Raw genomic sequence first — 18,288 nt, 5'->3', positions numbered from 1 at the left:
TCGCGTCGGCGAAGCTGCGCGGGTAGATCTGGTAGATGACCGCGCCCTTCCACCACGGCTGGCCGGCGTTGGTCGCGCCCGTCGTCATGTCGCTCACTGCTTTCCCCCGAGTGCGCATATCGCGCGGCCCAACGTCTGGCGCACCCGCTATACCAGCTTTCGGCGCGACCTCGATCCTGCTTCTCCTCGTGTGCGCGCAGCATCTGTTGCCAGCGGACGCCCTTGTCGATGCAGGTGTACTCGCCAGCGTACCAGCAACGCTCAGTCAGACGAACATCAGCATACGCAGCGTTTCGCCAGGCGGGTTCGACTGTCGGGCGCGTCGCGAGTTCGCCTAGGCAGCGAGCTTACACATCGGTTGCGAGCACACGTATGGGTTCCCCCGCATCGACCCCGTGCACGATATAATGGCCGACTTGGTGAAGCTGTGACCGCGGAGTTGCTAGGTCGGTGACCGGAGTGTCGCCTGCTCTATCTCAGAAGATATGAGAGGGGTCAGCCAGGACGGTTCAGACCGGTGCTAATGTGCCTGCCCGTGGCACGTGATCGGAGCCCGACAGCATGGCCGCGGAGCCGATCGCGGTCAGGTGCGCCGGCAATCCGACTATTTCCGCTGCCCAGACTTCACAAGCGACGGCTTTCGGGACCAGCAAAACGGCGAGCAGGCCTGTTCGTCTCGTTTGCTTGCGCTACCATAGCAGAACCGCGACGGGTGCGTAGGGAGGACAAGCATGCAGATCGTTCGGAGAATGCTGATGGTGCTTGCCGGTGCGCTGTTGATTGCGGCGGGTGATCCCGCGCCCGTGGTACCGCCGGCGTCGACCTCCATCCGGATCTGGCCGCACGGCGCGCCCGGATCGGCGGCGCGGGCGGGCGAGCCGGAGATTGCACGCGATTACTGGGTACGAAACATCCACGATCCCACGCTGATCGCCTTTCCAGCGCCCGCCCGGCGCAACAGCGGTGCGGCGCTGGTCATCCTGCCAGGCGGGGCGCACAAGTTCCTGGTGTGGGAGAATGAAGGCACCAAGGTCGCCGCCGCGCTCAACCGGATGGGGGTGTCGGCCTTTGTGCTGAAGTATCGGCTCGCGAAGGAAGAAGGGTCGCCTTATTCGGTCGCGGGTGAGTCCGCCGACGACGTACGCCGGGCGATCCGCTGGGTGCGCGGCAATGCCGCGCGGTACGGCATCGATCCGTCGCGCGTCGGATTGATGGGGTTCTCGGCGGGCGGCGAGCTGGTGACGCTGGTCGCGGACAATCCGACGCCGACGGGAAGGCCGGCGACCGACGCGCTCGATCGGCTGTCGGCACGTCCTGATTTCCAGGTGCTGGTCTTTCCTGGACCGGCGGGGCAGCCTGCCACCGCCGTGAAGAGCGCGCCCCCTGCCTTCATCGTCGCGGGGTCGCGCGACGAATGCTGCGCGGCGCCCTCGGTAGCCTTGTACGAGCAGTTGCGGCGTGCGGGGGTATCGGCGGAGCTGCACCTGTTCGCCGATGCCGGTCACGCCTTCAACCTGGATGAAACTGATCGGTTATCGGTGCTGCACTGGCCCGACCGGCTGCACGACTGGCTGGTCGACGGCGGCTGGCTCGACGCGCGCCGACCTCAAGCCGCGGCGGCGCAGTAACGGTCGACGAAGACCTGGTGCGCCGGGAGCCGCGCGGCAGCGGCGGCGATACCGCTCTGCATTTCCGCCAGCACCTGCGCCAGCCGCTCGCGCGGCATGATGGAGCCCAGCGGATGGTAGCGCGCAGGCTCCAGCCGCTGGCCCAGCATCACCTGCACCCACGAGGCGACGCGGAACAGGTCGTGCGTGTCCTGATAGGCGTGGGCTCCTTCGGCGAACAGCGCAATCCGCTCGGCCAGACTGTCGGGCGGCGCGGTCTCGCGGCAGCGCTGCCAGAACGGCTCGGGACGCTGGTTGAGGTGATAATGGAGAATGATGAAGTCGCGCACCGCCTCCATCTCGCGGCGGGCTTGCTCGTTGTAGCGCGCCGCCGCCGCCGGGCTGATCGCGCCGACCGGGATGAGTTGCAGGAGCCGGGTGAGCGCGATCATGATGAGGTGGATCGAGGTGGATTCGAGCGGTTCGACGAAGCCGGCGGCGAGGCTGAGTGCGACGCAATTGCCCTCCCACGCGCGCAGGCGGCGGCCGGTGCGGAAGCGGATGGGGTTGGGCTCGACCAGCCGTTCGCCGTCGACGTTGGCGTAGAGACGCGTCCGCGCCTCGTCGTCCGAAAGATAGTCGCTGCAGTAGACCAGCCCGTTGCCGACCCGGTGCTGTAACGGGATGCGCCATTGCCAGCCGGCATCGTGCGCGATCGCGCGGGTATAGGGGCGGGCGGGCTCGACCGCGCCGGTCTGAACGGGCAGCGCGCGGTCGGCAGGCAGCCACCGACTCCAATCCTCGAAGCCGACACCGAGTGCCTCGCCGATCAGCACGCCGCGCAAGCCGGTGCAGTCGAGGAACAGATCGCCCGCGATCCGACGTCCGCCGGACAGATGGAGTGCGGCGATGTGGCCGCTCTCGCCGTCGCACTCGACGCGGTCGATCCGACCCTCGACGCGGGTGAGGCCGGACGCCTCGCACCGGGCGCGCAGGAAGCGCGCGTAGCGGCCCGCATCGAAATGGTAGGCGTAGTTGAGGCGCGGCTCGCCACCGATCGCGAAGCGGCCCTCGACGGCGGCGCGATGTTCCAGGCAATAGTCGCCCAAGTCGGCAGCGATGCCCTTCGCGCGCGCCTCCAGCCAGAAGTGGTGGAACTCGCCCATCCAGGTCGTGCGGCCAAGGTCGCCGAAGGAGTGGATGTAGCGATCACCGATCCGCGCCCAATTCTCGAACGATATGCCCAGCTTGAAGGTGGCGCCCGTCGCGGCCATGAACTCGGCCTCGTCCAGGCCGATGAGGGCGTGGAACGCCTGCACGGTGGGAATGGTCGATTCGCCGACACCGACGGTGCCGATCTCCTCCGATTCGATCAGCGTCACCTCGACCAGCGGGGCGAGCTGTCGCGTCAGTATCGCGGCGGCGAGCCAGCCGGCGGTGCCGCCGCCTGCGATGACGATCCGGGTCTTCATCGGTTCAGCCGATCGGACACCTGGGCGCGCAGCCGCCGCGCGGCACGCTCGTCGAGGGTGGCGAGCTCGCCGCGGACGTGGTCGGGCAGGTGGGCACCGGCGAGCGCGGGATCGCCGAAGACATAATGGTCGAACAAGGCGCGCCACGCCTCCTTCTCGGCCACTGGTCGATCGCGGAGCGACAGCAGCGCGTGCAGCAGCGTCGTCATCGGCGTGTCGGTGAAGGCAGGCGTCGCGTTCCACCAGTAATTGACCAGCACGTTGAAAGAGTCGAGCGCCTCCACATGGTGCCACCACATCGCCGGGAAGAAGAGCAGGTCGCCCGGTTCCAGCTCGGCGACCTCCGCGGCGGCGAGCGCGTCGGCGAAGTGCGGGAAGCGGACGAGGTCGGGCGCGTGCAGGTCGACGGTGCTGACGACCTGACCGGCGGGAGTCGGGGAGAGCGGGCCGGGATACAGGTTGGAGACCTGCGACGGCGGAAACAGGGTGAAGCGGCGACGGCCCACGGCGCAGACCGCCAGGTTGTTCGACATGTCGTAATGGGTCTGCGCGATCGTCCGATTGCCGATCCAAATGCTGGCTAGCGCCGCATCGTGACCCGGTGGCGGCGGGGGCAGGGCGAGGTCGTTGGCGGCGCGAAAGCCCGGCAGGTAAGCGTCCAAGTCGGTCGAGCCGACGTAGAAGGAGGGCGAAGTCGGCTCACCAAGGCTCGCGGCAATGCGATCTAGGTACTCCGACAATCCGACCCGTGCCGCGTCGAAGTTCAGTCCCGACCAGTCGTCGCGGTAGAAGAAGCGGCCGCCGATCTCCGGCGCGCCGGTGTAGCCAACCACCGGGCGACCGATGTCGAAGCGTTTGACATAGGCGATCGCGGCGGCAGGGCCAGCGCGCCCGGCGACGACCAGCGGCCAGTCGGCAGCGTAGCCGCGAATGATGGTGGGGCGCCCGTCGGCGAGCAGCGCATCGGATGCCAGCGCGTCCGGCCGGTCGATCACGCGTGTACGGCGCAGGTCGGCGAGCAGGGGCGCCGCGGGCGCGTTCATGCCGCGATCCGGCGACGCTTGAGCTCGATCAGTCGGGCGACGTTGTCGAGCGAGGCGGACGCCATGATCGCCGCGCGCAGTACGCCGCCGCGGTGAAGGTGGCCGAGGTCGGCGTCGGAGAGTGCCGCCAGACGATCGCCGTCGATCGCGTAGACGTCGTCGATTCGGTAATGCAGGCCATCGTCGATCTCTACGTCGAGGTTCACCGGCTTGATCAGCTCGTATCTGACGAGCGACTCGAAGAAGGGAGCCTGCGCTTCCACGCCGCGGCGAAGCGTTTCCAGCACGCGGCCGATATGGAGCAGATAGGGCGCAGTCCCGCCGTGTCGCAGGAACAGGGGCTCGCCGGTCGGGTCGCCCACGCGTGGGTCGTTTAGGTCCACGCAGATCTCGGTTTCTCCCGCATCTCCGATGCGGAGCACGAACGGTCTGTGCTGACGAACGGCGGGAACGTAGTGCGCCGTCCAACCCTTCGGTCCGAGGAAGAGGTTCTCGTCCAGGTCCAAGCCGGTCAATGCGATGGCGTAGAAGTCACGGTCCGGGTCCTGTCGAAAGAGGATCGGATAGTCGCGCTGAACCTGTTCGAATTCGGTCGGGAACACCGCCACCTGATTAACCGCGTCACCGAACGCCGCGTCGTGGCGGACCGCCACGGTCAGGTCGCCGTGATCGACGTTGTCGAGCTTGACGATCTGCGGGGAAGAACCGGGCGATGAAGGGGAAAGCATATCGGCCTTACCTGCTTTGCTGTGCCGCTGCCCGGCATATCCGCGAAGCGCGCCGAAAGAAAAGGGGGCCGCCGGATGGCGGCCCCAGTGGGGAGGTCGAAGGGTCAGAAGCGTAGGCGACCGCCCAGCAGCAGGCGGGGCTTCAGTTCCTGGGCGAACACCAGGGCGGTCTTGTCGCGGCCGTACTGGACCAGCGGTTCGCTGGTCAGGTTCACGCCCTCGAACGAGACCGCGAAGTTCGGTGTCACGTCGTAGCTGATGTTGAAGTCCAGCGTCCCGAAATCGTCGGTGAAGATCGGGTTGCGGTCGTCGCCCTGGTTGACGGCCGACAAGTACTTGGCGCGCCAGTTGTATGTGACGCGGGCGGACAGGCCGTCCTTGTCGTAGATGAGTGACGCGTTGGCGCTGTCGCCGAGGCCGGTCAGCGCGAACACGTTTACGTCCGGGCTGGAGGTCACGTCGACGTTCACGTTGCCGTCCACCTTGGTGTAGGAGGCGGCCACGCCGAAGCCGGTATTGCCAAAGAAGTGCTGCCCGGCCAATTCGAAGCCGTAGATATGGCCGTCCTGGCTGTTGATCGGCTGTGATATGGCGAAGTTGAACAGCGGGTCCTGCGCGTTCGCGATCACGTCGACCGCGGCGAGCAGGTTGTTGGCGAACACCTGGTTGAACTCGCCGTTGGTCGAGTTCGCGCGGTAGGTCGCGTCGGCCGCGGCGGTGTTGCTTCCGTTCTGCTGGAGCAGCGCGGTGTAGCTGAACAGGTTGACGTCGTTGATCGTGGCACCCAGCGCGCGCAACCGGTCGAGTGCGACGCCTGAGCGTGACCCCGCCGCGCCCGAGGAGGGATCGCGCAGATCGAAAGCGGAACGGTTGAAGACGCCCGAGCCCAGGAAGTTGCGGACGCGCTTGTCGAAGAAGCCCACGGACACGAAGCTCGACGGCTTGTAATACCATTCAAGCGACAGGTCGAAATTGTCCGAGACTAGGGGATCGAGGTCGGCGTTGCCGCTCGTGCCGGTTGCGACGCCGTCCAGCGCGGTCGGGCGGGTCGGACCGCCGACGGTGGTGGAAGCGAACTGGTTGCCGTAATCGGGGCGCGCCAGCGTGCGACTTGCCGAAGCGCGGGCGATGAGGTTGCGCGCCACTTCGATGTTGAAATCGACCGCTGGCAGCAGATTCTCGTACTTGCCCGATTGCGACAGGTTGACCGGTGTCGCCGTCGCGATGTCCGGCAGCAGGTTGGAATAATCGTTGTCGGACTGCCACAGGATCGCCGTAGGCGCGACCTGGCGCGCGCGTGACCGGGTGCGGGTCTGCTCGTAACGGGTGCCGAACACCAGATTGGCCTCGCGGCCGGCAATCTCGCCCTTCCAGGTAATCTGGCCGTAGATGGCCCACACCTTCTCACCCACCTGGTCGAAGTCGAAGGCGGTAGTGTTGACCGGGTTTCCTGCACTCAAGGGATTGGCCGCCGCGTAATAGGGCGACAGGATGTTGAGTAGCGAAATCGCATTGCCGCGGAAGGCCACTCGTGCCGGCCCTTCCGACCGCGGTTTGAAGTGGTCGAACTTGCAGGTCAGGCAGAAGGTGTCGACGAGGTTGGGCGCGAGTTGCGCGATGAGGCCGGGATCGCCGATCCCCCAGTCACCCAGCTGCTGCTGCGTCTGGGTGCGGGCGCTGGTCATCTTGGTCGACGTGTAGTTGCCGCCGAAATCGAAACGGCTGCCGCCGCCGAGATCCCATCCGAAGTCGACGCGTCCGCCATCGATCCGCTGACGCTGGCTGGACGCGACGGTGCGCGCTACCTGCGATCCCAGATCCCCAAGATCGAGCATGTCGTTGCCGTTGCCGCGGATACGGTCGTTGATGACCTGCACCTGCACGGGGAAGCCGCTGGAGAAGTCGACCGACTGCGCCGCGCCGACGGGGGCGCCCAGGCTGACCAGCGTTGCCGACGTGCCGTTTGGATTGTCGGGATCGGACTTGGAGATGGCGTGGTAGCCGTCGGCGTTGACGGTGAAGGTATCCGTCAGTTCCCACTTGGCGTTCAGGCCGTAGGACTGGAGCTGCGTACGGGTGGCGCGCTGCTGCTGCTCGTAGCCGAAGTCCTTGGTACCGTCGTCGGTGCGTTGCAGGAAGACGGTAGTCGGGATGGCGGGATTGCCGCCGAAACGCACCTCGTTGAACGGGCGGTTGAACCAGTTCGTCTGTTCCGAGCGCTGCTCGCGCAACTTGTTCTGCGCGAAGAGCGCGTCGGCCGTGAAGGTCAGCGTGTCCGTCGGCTTGAACTGCGCCACGCCCTGCGCGTTGATGCGCTCGCGTCGGTTTTCCGAGAACTGATAGCGGCTGTCGTTGGGCACCAGCACGTATTGCGAACTGGGCCGAGCATCAACGCGCGTCGCGTTATTGATGAAATTACCCGGCGTGAAGAAGTCACTGGTATTGACGACGTTGAAGTAGTTGGGTGCGCTCTGCACCGAGGTGCTGTCGCGGCGCTGGTAGCTGCCGAACGCCGACACACCGAACTTCTGATCCGGATCGGACCAGCTGACCAGGCCGGAGAATTCCGGCAGCACGTCCTTGCCCCGGCCATCGCTGACGCTGAAGTCGTGCAGCGCCTTGGCACCGATGGAGCCGGACAGGCCGGATTCGCGTGCGTCCAGCGGCCTGCGGGTGACGACGTTGATGGTGGCGCCGATGCCACCCGACTGGTTGGCGGCGCGGCCGGTCTTGTAGACCTCAAGCGCGCTGACGCCTTCGGAAGCGAGATTCTGGAAGTCGAACGAGCGGCTGGTGCCGCGCGCGAAATCGCCCGCGCCGCTGGTGTCGACATTGGACGCGGGCAATTGGCGACCGTTCAGCGTCACCAGGTTGAAGCCGCCCGAGAAGCCGCGCACCGACACCTGCGAGCCTTCGCCGTTCACGCGGCTGATCGACACGCCGGTGATGCGTTGCAGCGACTCGGCCAGGTTGGTGTCGGGGAACTTGCCAATGTCCTCGGCCGAGATGGCGTCCACCACGCCCGCCGAGTTGCGCTTGATGTCGATGGCGCGATCAAGGCTGGCGCGAATGCCGGTCACCACGATGTCGTCGGGTGTGGGCTGCCCCTGCGGATCCTGGCCGGTAAGCTGGACGCTGGTCGGCTCTGCCTGCGGAGCGTTGGAGGGTTGAGCGTTGACCGCCTGCGATCCGGGCTCCGTCGTCACCGTGGTCTGAGCGGCAGCGGCCACCGGCAGCGTCAGGCACGTCGCCACCGCGATCGCGGATGTCGAGCGTACGAGCGCCGCGATCAAGATAGATCCCTTCATTATCACCTCTCCCTTTGGCATCCGTGAACGCCCACCTTCACACGGTTCGTTGACCGCGATGATATCGCTACCAATTTGTCCTACGTTGTCAATCGTCGATATTATGAAAGTCGCGATATCGACAATTAATCAGGATTCAGGTCTTTGCCGCTTCCGGCCTTGATCTCGCTTGGCCGACGGGATGCCCTGGACCGATGGACCACACACGACGCAAGACCATCATCGACGTTGGCCGCCATGCCGGCGTTTCGACCAAAACAGTGTCGCGCGTGTTCAACGACGCACCCCATGTGAGCGACTCGATCCGCCAGCGCGTGCTTGCCGCAGCGGCAGCGCTCAATTACCATCCCAACGTCATGGCGCAGGCGCTGGTCCGACGGCGCTCTCACATGATCGGCCTGGTGTACGAGAACCCGTCACCCAGCTACGTGACCGAACTGCAGATGGGCGTGCTGCATCGCCTACGCGACGAACGATACCGGTTGGTCGTGATTCCGGTCGAGTCGATCGCCGATCGCGCGGGCGAGGTGGTGTCGCTGCTCCGCTCCGCGGCGCTGGACGGCGTGGTGCTGGCGCCGCCCGCGTCGGACAACCCGCGCATCTTGGACGATCTCGCGGCGGCAGGCATCCGCTTCGCGCGCATCACTCCTAATCGCCTGCTCGACGCGGGGCCGAGCAACATCGTTGATGACGTGACCGCCGCCCGCGAGATCGCCGCGCATGTCATCGGCCTCGGCCATCGCGATATCGCGATCATCAAGGGCGATCCGACCCACGCATCGTCCGATGCTCGCCTGCTCGGCTACAGCCAGGCGTTCTATGCCGCCGGCGTGATCATGCGACCCGAGTGGATCGAACAGGGACTGTTCACCCGGGAAAGCGGGCAGATCGCGGCGGCAAGGTTGCTGGCGGGCTCTCGCCGGCCAACCGCCATTCTCGCGCAGAACGACGAGATGGCGGTGGGAGCGTTGATGGTGGCGCGGGAACGCGGATTATCAGTGCCGCAGGATTTGTCGATCGCCGGCTTCGACGACTCAGATGTCGCACGGATTGCTTGGCCGCCCCTCACCACGGTACGCCAGCCGGTGTTCGAGATGGCGCAGGCGGCGGCCGACATGGTGATTGCGCAACTTGAAGGTACGTCGTTCCAAATGCGACGGGACCATGCCCACGAGCTCATCCTCGGCGGCTCGACCGCGCCGCCTGCAGGCTGACGGAAGACTGACAGCGTTGGCGAGCGCTCAACGCCGCCGCTCTCGCAAGAGGGGAGACGAGCAACACGAACCGACACTCCGTCCTGTCCGACGCGAGGCGTAACAGAGCGTCAGGCGGGGAGAACACCCGAGGGCTAGGCCGGCCGGTTGCTTGGCGTGTTTCAGCCTGCGCGCTACAGAGGCTTCACGGCGACCGAGCCTGCGCTAAGTCAACTGCGCCCGCGCGGCCTTCAATGCGAGAACCCATCCATAGCCTAGGCGTTTGATCTCACAAACTTATGGTGTGATCCCTACATCGCGATGGAGGGCGGTCTTAGAGAACAGGTGCTTCACGGGAGCGCCACCGCCACGCATGCCATCCGAGCAGCACTACAGCAATCCCAAGCTTCGTTCGAGACGCTGAGCCGAGAGCTGGAGATGAACGCGAAGGCGGTTGCGAAGTGGCGTGAGAGAGCGACGCTCAAGAATCTGAAGACCGGGTCGAAGCTTATCGTGGAACTGCCCTTACTGGAGACGAGGAGGCGGTGATCGTCGTGCCGTGCTTTACCGCATCCACACGATCCTGACGGACGACGGCATTCGGTTGCCGAGCAGCCGCGCAACTAAAACGCCGTTCGATTACGTCAGATGCGCTTCGATTTGATCTACGAGGGGACAATATCGTACACCGGCTCACCAAGCCAGATCGTATCAAAACCAACGGCCAAGTCGAGTGATTGAAACGCATCATCATAAGTTGATTGTTAAGCGCTCCCACTAGGAAAGCCATGATCAGCTCCAGATGAGCTCCGCCGAGTTAATGGCTGTATACAACTTTGCTCGCCAACTCGAGCGGCCCTGCGCCGAATACATCGCAAACATCTGGAGGTCCGAGCCCGCCCGGTCGATCGTCTACCCGATCCACCATTACCCAATCGACGGGAGCAAAGACGCGCGTTGAAGGCGTGGGTCGCGAGATGGAGTACTTTACCGCTCCATGCCACATAGAAGTGAGGCGTCGTTGCGCTCCTGATGGCGAGTCTGATCGTCTAGATCAAACCTTAAGTTTTTGACAGTGTATCGAGGCACGTTAGGCGCGCGTCCGAACGACGATAGCCGGTGAGATCATCAACACATAGATGGTGCCCAGGGACGGGATCGAACCGCCGACACTGCGATTTTCAGTCGCATGCTCTACCAACTGAGCTACCTGGGCCAAGCCGCCGATCGGCGGTGAGCGGCGTCCTTAGTCATGGTTGGCGGGGCTGTCCAGCGCTTCTTCGTCGACGCGCGGGCCGGGGATGCGATATCCTTCGCCGAGCCATTGCAGCAGGTCGCGGTCCTTGCAGCCGCGGGTGCAGAAGGGCGCGTGTTCGGGGGTGGCGGGCGCGGAGCAGATCGGGCAGCGGGCGGTGGTCATGCGTCCAATATAGGCGAGCGGCCGGTGCGGCGCACGAGGTCGGCGAGCCAGGCGGGATGCGCGTCGAGGCATGCGCTGACCTGCGGCGACAGGCGGTGGTGGTTGGGTGCACTAGGCGGCGTCCGCTCGATCAGGCGCAGCGCGGCGCGGGTGGCCGCGGCCGTCGCGTCGTCGCGCAGCAGCTCGGGCAGAGAGGCGCGGGAGCGTGGACGGACGATCTGGAGAAAGCCGAAGCCGTTGACCGCGGTCCGCTCGAAGGGCGGGGCGAGGTGCGCGTCGATCGCGGCGGCGACCGCCTGTCTTGCGGCCTTGCCGGTAATCGTGGGGAAGTCGACGCCGATCGACCCGCCGATGCCGTGGCGACGAATCGCCTGTGCGACAGCCACGGCGGCGCGCTCGGCGAGTTGGTCGAGTGCGCCGTCGCCGTCGACGTCGAACAGGGTCATCGCGGGCGTCGGCGACATGCGCAGCGCGCCGCCCGCGAAGGCGATCTCTCCGGACAGCGCCTCATCCAGCACCTCGGACCAGCCCGCCTGTTCGAGCAGGTCGGGCTCGTGCGTGCGCAACGTGCGGACCGGGTAGCCGGTCGCGGTGATGCGGGCGAGCAGGTCGGGACCGGGCGCGGGTGCCGCGTCGGACAGGCGGGCGCGGGCGCGCTTGGCGCGGCCGGGCTCGGGGATCGCCTCGCGCGTGACTTCCACGGTCAGCGCGGCGCCGAGCGTCACTGCGGGCGGGCGGCGGTCGAGCACCACCTGCTCGCCGGTGTCGAGCGTCGCCAGCTGGAACTCGGTCAGGCGGGCGCGGGCGACGGTGCCGACGCGCAGCCGGCCGGGCAGTTCGACGCGGGCGGCGAGGATGCGGTCGTCGTGGACCAGCGCGGCGCGCGCCTCGCCGATGCCGTCCTCGTAGAGCCAGTGCGCGTCAGGCAAGGATGCCGGCAGTGACGAGCAGCGCGCGCGTCTCGAACAGGGGCAGGCCGATCACGCCGGAGTGGCTGCCGGAGAGGAAGCGGACCCAGCCCTCGGCGCGGCCCTGGATCGCGTAGCCTCCTGCCTTGTCGAGCCCCTCGCCGCAGGCGACGTAGGCGTCGATCTCCTGCGTGGTAAGCGGCTTGAACGCGACGATCGTGTCGGCGAGGCGGGTGCGCTCGGCCCCAGCTGCGTCGATCACGCAGATGGCGGAGAGCGCGTGGTGGCGGCGGCCGGAGAGCGCGGAAAGCAGGTCGCGCTGGACCTGCTCGTCGCTGGCGGGGGGCAGGATGCGGCGGCCGAGCGCGATCGTGGTGTCGCCGGCGAGCACGACTTCGCCCTCCGCGCGGGTGACGGCGCGCGCCTTCTCCACCGCCATGCGCAGCGCGTAGGCGCGCGGCAGCTCGCCCTTCGTCGGCGTCTCGTCGATATCGGGCGCGGCGACGCGGTCGGGCGCGGCGCCGAGGCGCGCGAGCAGGTCGCGCCGGCGCGGCGAGGAGGAGGCGAGGACGAGCGGCATAGGGGAGCGGGGCGGAAGCGCCGCCCGGCGTGATTATTGCGGGCCGGGGCCGCCGCGGCCGGGCATGAAGCGGTAGGTGATCCGCCCCTTGGTCAGGTCGTAGGGGGTCAGTTCGACCAGCACCTCGTCGCCGACGAGCACGCGGATGCGGTTCTTGCGCATCTTGCCCGCGGTGTGGCCGAGGATCTCGTGGTCGTTCTCGAGCCGGACGCGGAACATCGCGTTGGGCAGCAGCTCGACCACTTGGCCGCGCATTTCGAGGAGTTCTTCTTTCGCCAAACGGTGTCTCTTTCGGGATTGGACGTGCGCGCCCTTAGCCGAGGTGTGGCCAAAAGGGAAGGAAGCGCGGAAAGTTAGTCAAAGGTGAGGCCAAGACGCGCTGGCGTCCGTTCTCCTTAAGAAGATGGGGTGGCGCGTCGTGGCGGGCAAGGTGGCGCGGCGCGCGCGGAAGGTGAGGCTAAGGTGAGGCCAAGACGTGTGGGTGCGTAGAGGGTTCAGTCTGTGCAGCGTCGTGGGGGTGCCGTGTCGTAGTTGGTCGCTTGGGGAAGGATGGATCCCGGCCTGCGCCGGGATGACGGCAAGGGGGAGGGTATGGGTCTGCTCGCCGCCGGGCCGGGCAGGTGGAGTGGGCAGTGAGAAAGAGCGGTTCGTCCGGCGTGCGTCCGGCAGGACTCCGCTCATACCGCGCACCAGCGCTGTAGGACAGCGGCGCCGGGGTCGAGCCGGCGCCGCGTGGCCGTTTACAGCCCGAAGGAGAGGCGCAGGTAGCCGAACTGGCCCGGCACGTCGTAGGTCGTGGGGTCGTAGTTGTTGAGGCTGCAGCTGAAGCAGGCCGGCGGGTCCTTGTCGAACAGGTTGTTGACGCCGATCGTCAGCGCGAGGCGATTGTCGATCCAGCTGGGGCGGAACTGCAGCTGGACGTCGGTGTAGAAGCGCTTCTCCAGCCGGTTGCCGTTCTGCGTCTCGATCACGTTGTCGATGTAGCGCCCGGTTACCGTCGCGCCGATCGGGCCGCCGCTCCAGTCGAGGATCGCCTGCCCCTTGAAGTGCGGATAGGCCTGGTCCGGGCTGCCGCGCTCGGTCCCCTCGTAGCGGGTGGTGGTGGTGCCGGCGGTGGCGGGCACCGTTTCGGCGTAGCGCAGCAGGTAGTTGCCGAGCACCGACAGGCCGAACGTGCCCCAGCCGGTCTGGCGCGAGCGGAAGGTGAAGGTGCCGTCGAGCCCGCGCGTGCGGATGCCGCCGGTGTTGAGCAGCACGCCGTTGATCGCGGTGACGATGCCGCTGGGCGCGCGACGGATCGCGGCGCAGCTGAGCGCGTCGGCGGCCTGCGCGCAGCGGCCGAGCAGCACGTCGGCCGGGATCGCGGCGATCGCGCCGTCGACCTTGATGTCGTAGTAATTGACCTCGAGGCTCAAGGCGCTGGCGAAGCCGGTGCGCGCCCAGGCCGGGCTGTACACGCCGCCGAACAGCAGGGTGCGCGCGGTTTCCGGCTGGAGCGCGCGGTTGCCGCCGGTCAGCACGGGTAGCTGTCCGTCGGGCTCGGCGTAGCTGCCGTTCGCCGGAACGCCGTTGGCGGTGCAGTTGGTCCGCACGGTGGCCGAGGCGCGATAGGGCGAGCCCGCGATATTGCTGCACGGATCGCCGAGCGGCTGATCGAAGCGCGACTGCGCGCCGAACAGCTCACCGATCGAGGGTGCGCGCAAGCTCTCGGCGTAGGAGCCGCGCAGCAGCAGGTCGGCGACCGGTTTCCACAGCGCGCCGCCGGTCAAAGTCGTGTTGCCGCCGAAGGTCGAGTAATCGGCGTAGCGCACCGCGCCATTCAGTTCGAGCGAGGAGAAGAACGGCACGTCCTTGAGCAGTGGCAGGCGCAGCTCGCCGTAGACCTCGTCGGTGTTGAAGCGGCCGGAGGCGGGCTGCGCCGGGATGTCGGCGCTGAACCCCGCGGCGGTGACGGGATCGGGGTTGAAGCTGCCGAACTGGTCGCGGTGCTCGTAGCCGATCGCGATGCCGACGGGGCCGCCGGGCAGGTCGAACAATTCGCCCGACAGGTTGGCGGTGTAATCCTGCAACCGCTGACGCGAGCGCGAGCGTTCGTCGAAGCCGACGAAGGCGAGCATCGCGGGCGTGATCGAGCCGACCCCGCCGAAGAAGTTGAACGGCACGCAGTCGCCGGTGCATTGCGCGACCGGGCCGAGCGCCTGTTGCAGACGCGACGAATTGACGTTGCCGGTGAAGAGCTGCTTCGCCTCGTTGTAGCCGATGACCGCGTTGGCATCCCAGTACCAGTTGCGGCCGAACAGCTGGAACCTGCCGTCGAGCGTGCCGGTCAGGCTCATCGTGTCGACGCGCTGCGAGTAGGTGCGCTGCCCCGCCTCCACCAGCCGGCGGAAAATCGCGGTGTAGTTCTGCCCCGGGACCAGCGTGACGCCGAACGGATTGAACGGGTTGGTGGCGTCGACCGACAAGGTGTCGAGCAGATTGCCGTTGCCGACGTCGGGCCCGATGCCGAGCGGCAGGAACGCGGCCTGGTTCTGCGAATTGCGGCGGTTGTACACCGCCTTCACGCGCAGGTTGAGCGCGTCGGAGAAGGAGGTGCGCGCCGAGATGAAGCCGCCATAGCGTTCATTGGGGGTGAGGAAGTAGTTGAACGGCGCGAAGTTGAAGCGGTCGGCGGCGGTGAACGCCTTGAAGTCGCCGCCGGCGAGCGTCGGGTCGTACACCGGACGCCCCGACGCGACGGGGCCGCGCAGCGTGATGTTCTGGCCGTTGACGAGGAAGCGGCCGAGCGGGGTGAAGCTGGAGCAGCCGCCGATCGGGTCGGCGCACGAGGTCTGGCCGGGGTTGGGGAATTGCGAGATGTCGCGATCGCGCGCGCTGACGTCTTCCTGCTTGACGTAGTAACCGCCCGCGACGACGTGCGCGACGTCGTCGCCGACGCCGTAGCTGAGCTGGTAGTTCTGCGTCTCGCCGTCCTTGGTGTCGAGGTACTGGCCGTATTGCGCGGTGGCGCGCAGGCCGACCTGGCGCTCCTTGGTGATGATGTTGACGACGCCGCCGACCGCGTCGGAGCCGTAGAGCGCGGAAGCGGCGGATTGCAGCACCTCGATCCGGTCGATCATCACGTCGGGGATCGAGTTCAGGTCGACGGTGCCGGGAATGCCGCTGGCCGAGGCACCGTTGACGTAGCGCAGGCCGTCGACCAGCACGAGCGTGCGCTTGGCGCCGAGATAGCGCAGGTCGATCGCGGCCGAGCCCGCGCCGACGCCGCCGCCGTCGGGCGGGTTGCCGAGGTTGCCCGAATTGTTGAACTTGGTGTTGAGGCCGCCGGCCGAGGCGGGGATACGTTGCAGCACGTCGGCGATCGACGACAGGCCGGTGCGCGCGATCGATGCCTCATCGACGGTAATGACGGGCGAGGGTTGATCGAGCGGATCGCGGCGGATGCGCGAGCCGGTGACGACGATGTCGTCGGCCGGGCTCTGTGCCGCCACTTCCTGCGCCGCCACGACGCCCGATTCCTGCGCGGCGGCGGGCGCGGCGTGGAGCGCGGCGATCATCGCGGCGGCGGCGATACCGGTCGAGAGGCGATAGGCTGTGCTGTGCATGAGACCCCCGGTGCGCGCGCTCGCCGTAACATTCGGCGATTGTTCGTCACGCACGCGCAACATTCCGTGGATCAAGGGCGAGGACAAGCGCACAAAGCTGCGCAATGCGCGAAGCCGTCGCACTGTGTCGCGGATGTCGCAGTGGTGCAGCAACGATGCCGTATCGCGCGGGGCGGGTGGCAGGCCCGCCCCGGCGCAGCTGTTACCCCGCGCCGCCCGCCAGCGCGGCGAGCAGCAGGAGGGCGACGATATTGGTGATCTTGATCATCGGGTTGACCGCGGGGCCGGCGGTGTCCTTGTAGGGATCGCCGACGGTGTCGCCGGTGACCGCGGCCTTGTGCGCCTCCGATCCCTTGCCGCCGTGATTGCCGTCCTCGATGTACTTCTTGGCATTGTCCCACGCGCCGCCACCCGAGGTCATCGACAGCGCGACGAACAGGCCGGAGACGATGACGCCCAGGAGCATCGCGCCGACCGCGGCGAAGGCGCTCGCCTGCCCGTCGACCAGCCGGACGACCAAGTAGAGCGCGATGGGGGAAAGGACGGGGAGCAGCGAGGGCACGATCATCTCGCGGATCGCGGCGCGGGTGACGAGATCGACGGTGCGGCCGTAGTTCGGACGGCTGGTGCCCGCCATGATGCCGGGATTGTCGCGGAACTGCTCGCGCACCTCCTCGACCACCGCGCCCGCCGCGCGGCCGACCGCGGTCATCCCGAATGCGCCGAACAGGTACGGCAGCAGCGCGCCGAGCAGCAGGCCGACGATGACGTACGGGTTGGACAGGCTGAAATCGACGGTCAGGTCGGGGAAGTAGGTTGCGAGATCGGTGGTGTAGGCGCCGAACAGGACGAGCGCGGCGAGCCCGGCGGAGCCGATCGCGTAGCCCTTGGTCACCGCCTTGGTCGTGTTGCCAACCGCGTCGAGCGCGTCGGTACGCGCGCGGACCTCGTCCTCCAGCCCCGCCATCTCGGCGATGCCGCCGGCGTTGTCGGTGACGGGCCCGTAGGCGTCGAGCGCCACGACCATGCCGGCGAGCGCGAGCATCGAGGTCGCGCCGAACGCGATGCCGATGATGCCGGCGAGCTTGTAGGCGGCGATGACCGCGACGACGATCACCAGCGTCGGCAGCGCGGTCGCCTCCAGGCTGATCGCGAGGCCCTGGATCACGTTGGTGCCGTGGCCGGTCTCGGACGCCTTGGCGATCGACTTGACGGGCCGGTAGTTGGTGCCGGTGTAATATTCGGTGATCCAGACGATCAGCCCGGTGACCGCGAGCCCGATCAGCATGCACCAGAACAGGTCGTTGCCGGTAAAGGAGGCGAGCGTGCCGCCCGCCTGCGTCGCGGCCTCCGCGCCCGTGGTCAGGTCGTCACCCGCGGGGTCGAGGAAGCCCGCGCCGCCGATCACCGCGTCCATGTCGCCCAGCGTCCAGCGCGTCACCGCGTAGATCGCGGGAATGGAGAGCAGCGCGCTCGTCCAGAACCCCTTGTAGAGCGCGCCCATGATCGAGCCGCCGCGCCCGAGCCGCACCATGTAGGTGCCGATGATCGAGGTCAGGATACACACGCCGCCGACGATCAGCGGCAGGCTCATCAGCCGGAGCAGCTCGGTAGCATCAGCGCGGATCAGCAGCGCGATCGAGATCATCGTGACGCCCAATGTGACGACGTAGGTCTCGAACAGATCGGCGGCCATGCCGGCGCAGTCGCCGACATTGTCGCCGACATTGTCCGCGATGACCGCGGGGTTGCGCGGATCGTCCTCCGGGATACCGGCCTCGACCTTGCCGACCAGGTCGGCGCCGACGTCGGCGGCCTTGGTGAAGATGCCGCCGCCCAGCCGCGCGAAGATCGAGATCAGCGACGCGCCGAAGGCGAGCGCGGTCAGCGCCTCGACGATCGCGCGGTCGTTGGGGGCGCGCCCGCCGGGGCCGACGAGGTACCAGAAGAAGCCCGCAATCGCGAGCAGGCCGAGCCCGGCGACGAGCATCCCCGTGACCGCGCCCGAGCGGAACGCGGTGGTGAGCCCGCCCTGCAGGCTGCCGCGCGCGGCCTCCGCGGTGCGGACGTTGGCGCGCACCGAGATGTTCATGCCGACGAAGCCCGCGACCCCCGACAGCAGCGCGCCGATGACGAAGCCGACCGTCGACAACGTGCCGAGCGTCGCGAACAGGATCACCGCGACGATCACGCCGACGATCGCGATGGTGGTGTACTGCCGCCCGAGATACGCCTTGGCGCCTTCCTGGATCGCGGCGGCGATGTCCTGCATGCGCGCGTTGCCGGCGGGTTGTCGCAGCACCTGGCCGCTGGTGAGGATGCCATAGGCCACGGCCACCAGGCCGCAGAGGATGGCGACATAGACGCTCGTCATGCCCGTTCTTCCCTCCTATATTCGGGGCGGCGCAATGTTGGCTCGCGCTC

The 18,288-nt window shown here is 67.3% G+C and carries 12 protein-coding genes and 1 tRNA gene; 2 read left to right on the top strand and 11 right to left on the bottom strand.

What is annotated here, in order from left to right; genetic code table 11:
• Nucleotides 1-731: 731 nt before the first annotated feature.
• Nucleotides 732-1,628 carry an alpha/beta hydrolase gene (locus ACFDS6_RS09080; RefSeq protein ID WP_375271833.1) on the top strand — a complete coding sequence of 299 codons (897 nt, stop codon included), beginning with the start codon at nucleotides 732-734 and terminating at the stop codon, nucleotides 1,626-1,628.
• Here ACFDS6_RS09080 and ACFDS6_RS09075 read toward each other — a convergent pair.
• The 4 genes from ACFDS6_RS09075 to ACFDS6_RS09060 all read right to left on the bottom strand — a co-directional run bounded on the left by ACFDS6_RS09075 (nucleotide 1,607) and on the right by ACFDS6_RS09060 (nucleotide 8,158).
• Nucleotides 1,607-3,079 (bottom strand): tryptophan halogenase family protein, encoded by a 1,473-nt coding sequence (locus ACFDS6_RS09075; protein WP_375271832.1) that lies wholly within the window; start codon nucleotides 3,077-3,079, stop codon nucleotides 1,607-1,609. The two genes, ACFDS6_RS09080 and ACFDS6_RS09075, sit on opposite strands and share 22 nt — an antisense overlap.
• Nucleotides 3,076-4,122, bottom strand: a complete 1,047-nt coding sequence (locus ACFDS6_RS09070; protein WP_375271831.1) for a cupin-like domain-containing protein — start codon at nucleotides 4,120-4,122, stop codon at nucleotides 3,076-3,078. Before ACFDS6_RS09070 ends, ACFDS6_RS09075 begins: the two co-directional genes overlap by 4 nt.
• Nucleotides 4,119-4,850, bottom strand: a complete 732-nt coding sequence (locus ACFDS6_RS09065; RefSeq protein WP_375271830.1) for a SapC family protein — start codon at nucleotides 4,848-4,850, stop codon at nucleotides 4,119-4,121. The genes ACFDS6_RS09070 and ACFDS6_RS09065 overlap by 4 nt, the downstream gene beginning before the upstream one ends.
• A 104-nt stretch (nucleotides 4,851-4,954) precedes the next feature.
• Complete coding sequence (locus ACFDS6_RS09060) at nucleotides 4,955-8,158, bottom strand: TonB-dependent receptor (protein WP_375271829.1); 3,204 nt, start codon at nucleotides 8,156-8,158, stop codon at nucleotides 4,955-4,957.
• 194 nt (nucleotides 8,159-8,352) lie between these two features.
• Between ACFDS6_RS09060 and ACFDS6_RS09055 the strand changes: the two genes are divergently transcribed.
• Nucleotides 8,353-9,372: a LacI family DNA-binding transcriptional regulator gene (locus ACFDS6_RS09055; RefSeq protein ID WP_375271828.1), complete on the top strand. Its 1,020-nt coding sequence runs from the start codon at nucleotides 8,353-8,355 to the stop codon at nucleotides 9,370-9,372.
• A gap of 1,119 nt (nucleotides 9,373-10,491) precedes the next feature.
• Here the strand turns inward: ACFDS6_RS09055 and ACFDS6_RS09050 are convergent.
• The 7 genes from ACFDS6_RS09050 to ACFDS6_RS09020 form a co-directional block, all read right to left on the bottom strand.
• Nucleotides 10,492-10,567 (bottom strand) — tRNA-Phe (locus tag ACFDS6_RS09050).
• A 30-nt stretch (nucleotides 10,568-10,597) separates the two neighbouring features.
• Nucleotides 10,598-10,771 carry a DNA gyrase inhibitor YacG gene (locus ACFDS6_RS09045; protein ID WP_375271827.1) on the bottom strand — a complete coding sequence of 58 codons (174 nt, stop codon included), beginning with the start codon at nucleotides 10,769-10,771 and terminating at the stop codon, nucleotides 10,598-10,600.
• A complete protein-coding gene (locus ACFDS6_RS09040) occupies nucleotides 10,768-11,700 on the bottom strand; it encodes a ribonuclease (protein WP_375271826.1) in 933 nt (310 codons plus the stop codon). Before ACFDS6_RS09040 ends, ACFDS6_RS09045 begins: the two co-directional genes overlap by 4 nt.
• Nucleotides 11,693-12,259 carry a Maf family protein gene (locus ACFDS6_RS09035; protein ID WP_375271825.1) on the bottom strand — a complete coding sequence of 189 codons (567 nt, stop codon included), beginning with the start codon at nucleotides 12,257-12,259 and terminating at the stop codon, nucleotides 11,693-11,695. The genes ACFDS6_RS09040 and ACFDS6_RS09035 overlap by 8 nt, the downstream gene beginning before the upstream one ends.
• Before the next feature lie 33 nt (nucleotides 12,260-12,292).
• Nucleotides 12,293-12,538: a translation initiation factor IF-1 gene (infA, locus tag ACFDS6_RS09030; protein WP_026325702.1), complete on the bottom strand. Its 246-nt coding sequence runs from the start codon at nucleotides 12,536-12,538 to the stop codon at nucleotides 12,293-12,295.
• 461 nt (nucleotides 12,539-12,999) lie between these two features.
• Complete coding sequence (locus ACFDS6_RS09025; protein WP_375271824.1) at nucleotides 13,000-15,864, bottom strand: TonB-dependent receptor domain-containing protein; 2,865 nt, start codon at nucleotides 15,862-15,864, stop codon at nucleotides 13,000-13,002.
• Nucleotides 15,865-16,066: 202 nt separating this feature from the next.
• Nucleotides 16,067-18,238 carry a sodium-translocating pyrophosphatase gene (locus ACFDS6_RS09020; RefSeq protein ID WP_375271823.1) on the bottom strand — a complete coding sequence of 724 codons (2,172 nt, stop codon included), beginning with the start codon at nucleotides 18,236-18,238 and terminating at the stop codon, nucleotides 16,067-16,069.
• Nucleotides 18,239-18,288 lie beyond the last annotated feature (50 nt).

This window comes from Sphingomonas sp. (assembly GCF_042095875.1).
Taxonomy (GTDB): Bacteria; Pseudomonadota; Alphaproteobacteria; order Sphingomonadales; family Sphingomonadaceae; genus Sphingomonas.
This window is presented reverse-complemented; position numbering and strand designations above follow the sequence as displayed.

Excerpts from the sequence above, each read along its gene's own strand:
- ACFDS6_RS09080 (WP_375271833.1), top strand. The coding sequence starts at position 732 with ATGCAGATCGTTCGGAGAATGCTGATGGTGCTTGCCGGTGCGCTGTTG.
- ACFDS6_RS09075 (WP_375271832.1), bottom strand. The coding sequence starts at position 3,079 with ATGAAGACCCGGATCGTCATCGCAGGCGGCGGCACCGCCGGCTGGCTC.
- ACFDS6_RS09070 (WP_375271831.1), bottom strand. The coding sequence starts at position 4,122 with ATGAACGCGCCCGCGGCGCCCCTGCTCGCCGACCTGCGCCGTACACGC.
- ACFDS6_RS09065 (WP_375271830.1), bottom strand. The coding sequence starts at position 4,850 with ATGCTTTCCCCTTCATCGCCCGGTTCTTCCCCGCAGATCGTCAAGCTC.
- ACFDS6_RS09060 (WP_375271829.1), bottom strand. The coding sequence starts at position 8,158 with ATGAAGGGATCTATCTTGATCGCGGCGCTCGTACGCTCGACATCCGCG.
- ACFDS6_RS09055 (WP_375271828.1), top strand. The coding sequence starts at position 8,353 with ATGGACCACACACGACGCAAGACCATCATCGACGTTGGCCGCCATGCC.
- ACFDS6_RS09045 (WP_375271827.1), bottom strand. The coding sequence starts at position 10,771 with ATGACCACCGCCCGCTGCCCGATCTGCTCCGCGCCCGCCACCCCCGAA.
- ACFDS6_RS09035 (WP_375271825.1), bottom strand. The coding sequence starts at position 12,259 with ATGCCGCTCGTCCTCGCCTCCTCCTCGCCGCGCCGGCGCGACCTGCTC.
- ACFDS6_RS09025 (WP_375271824.1), bottom strand. The coding sequence starts at position 15,864 with ATGCACAGCACAGCCTATCGCCTCTCGACCGGTATCGCCGCCGCCGCG.
- ACFDS6_RS09020 (WP_375271823.1), bottom strand. The coding sequence starts at position 18,238 with ATGACGAGCGTCTATGTCGCCATCCTCTGCGGCCTGGTGGCCGTGGCC.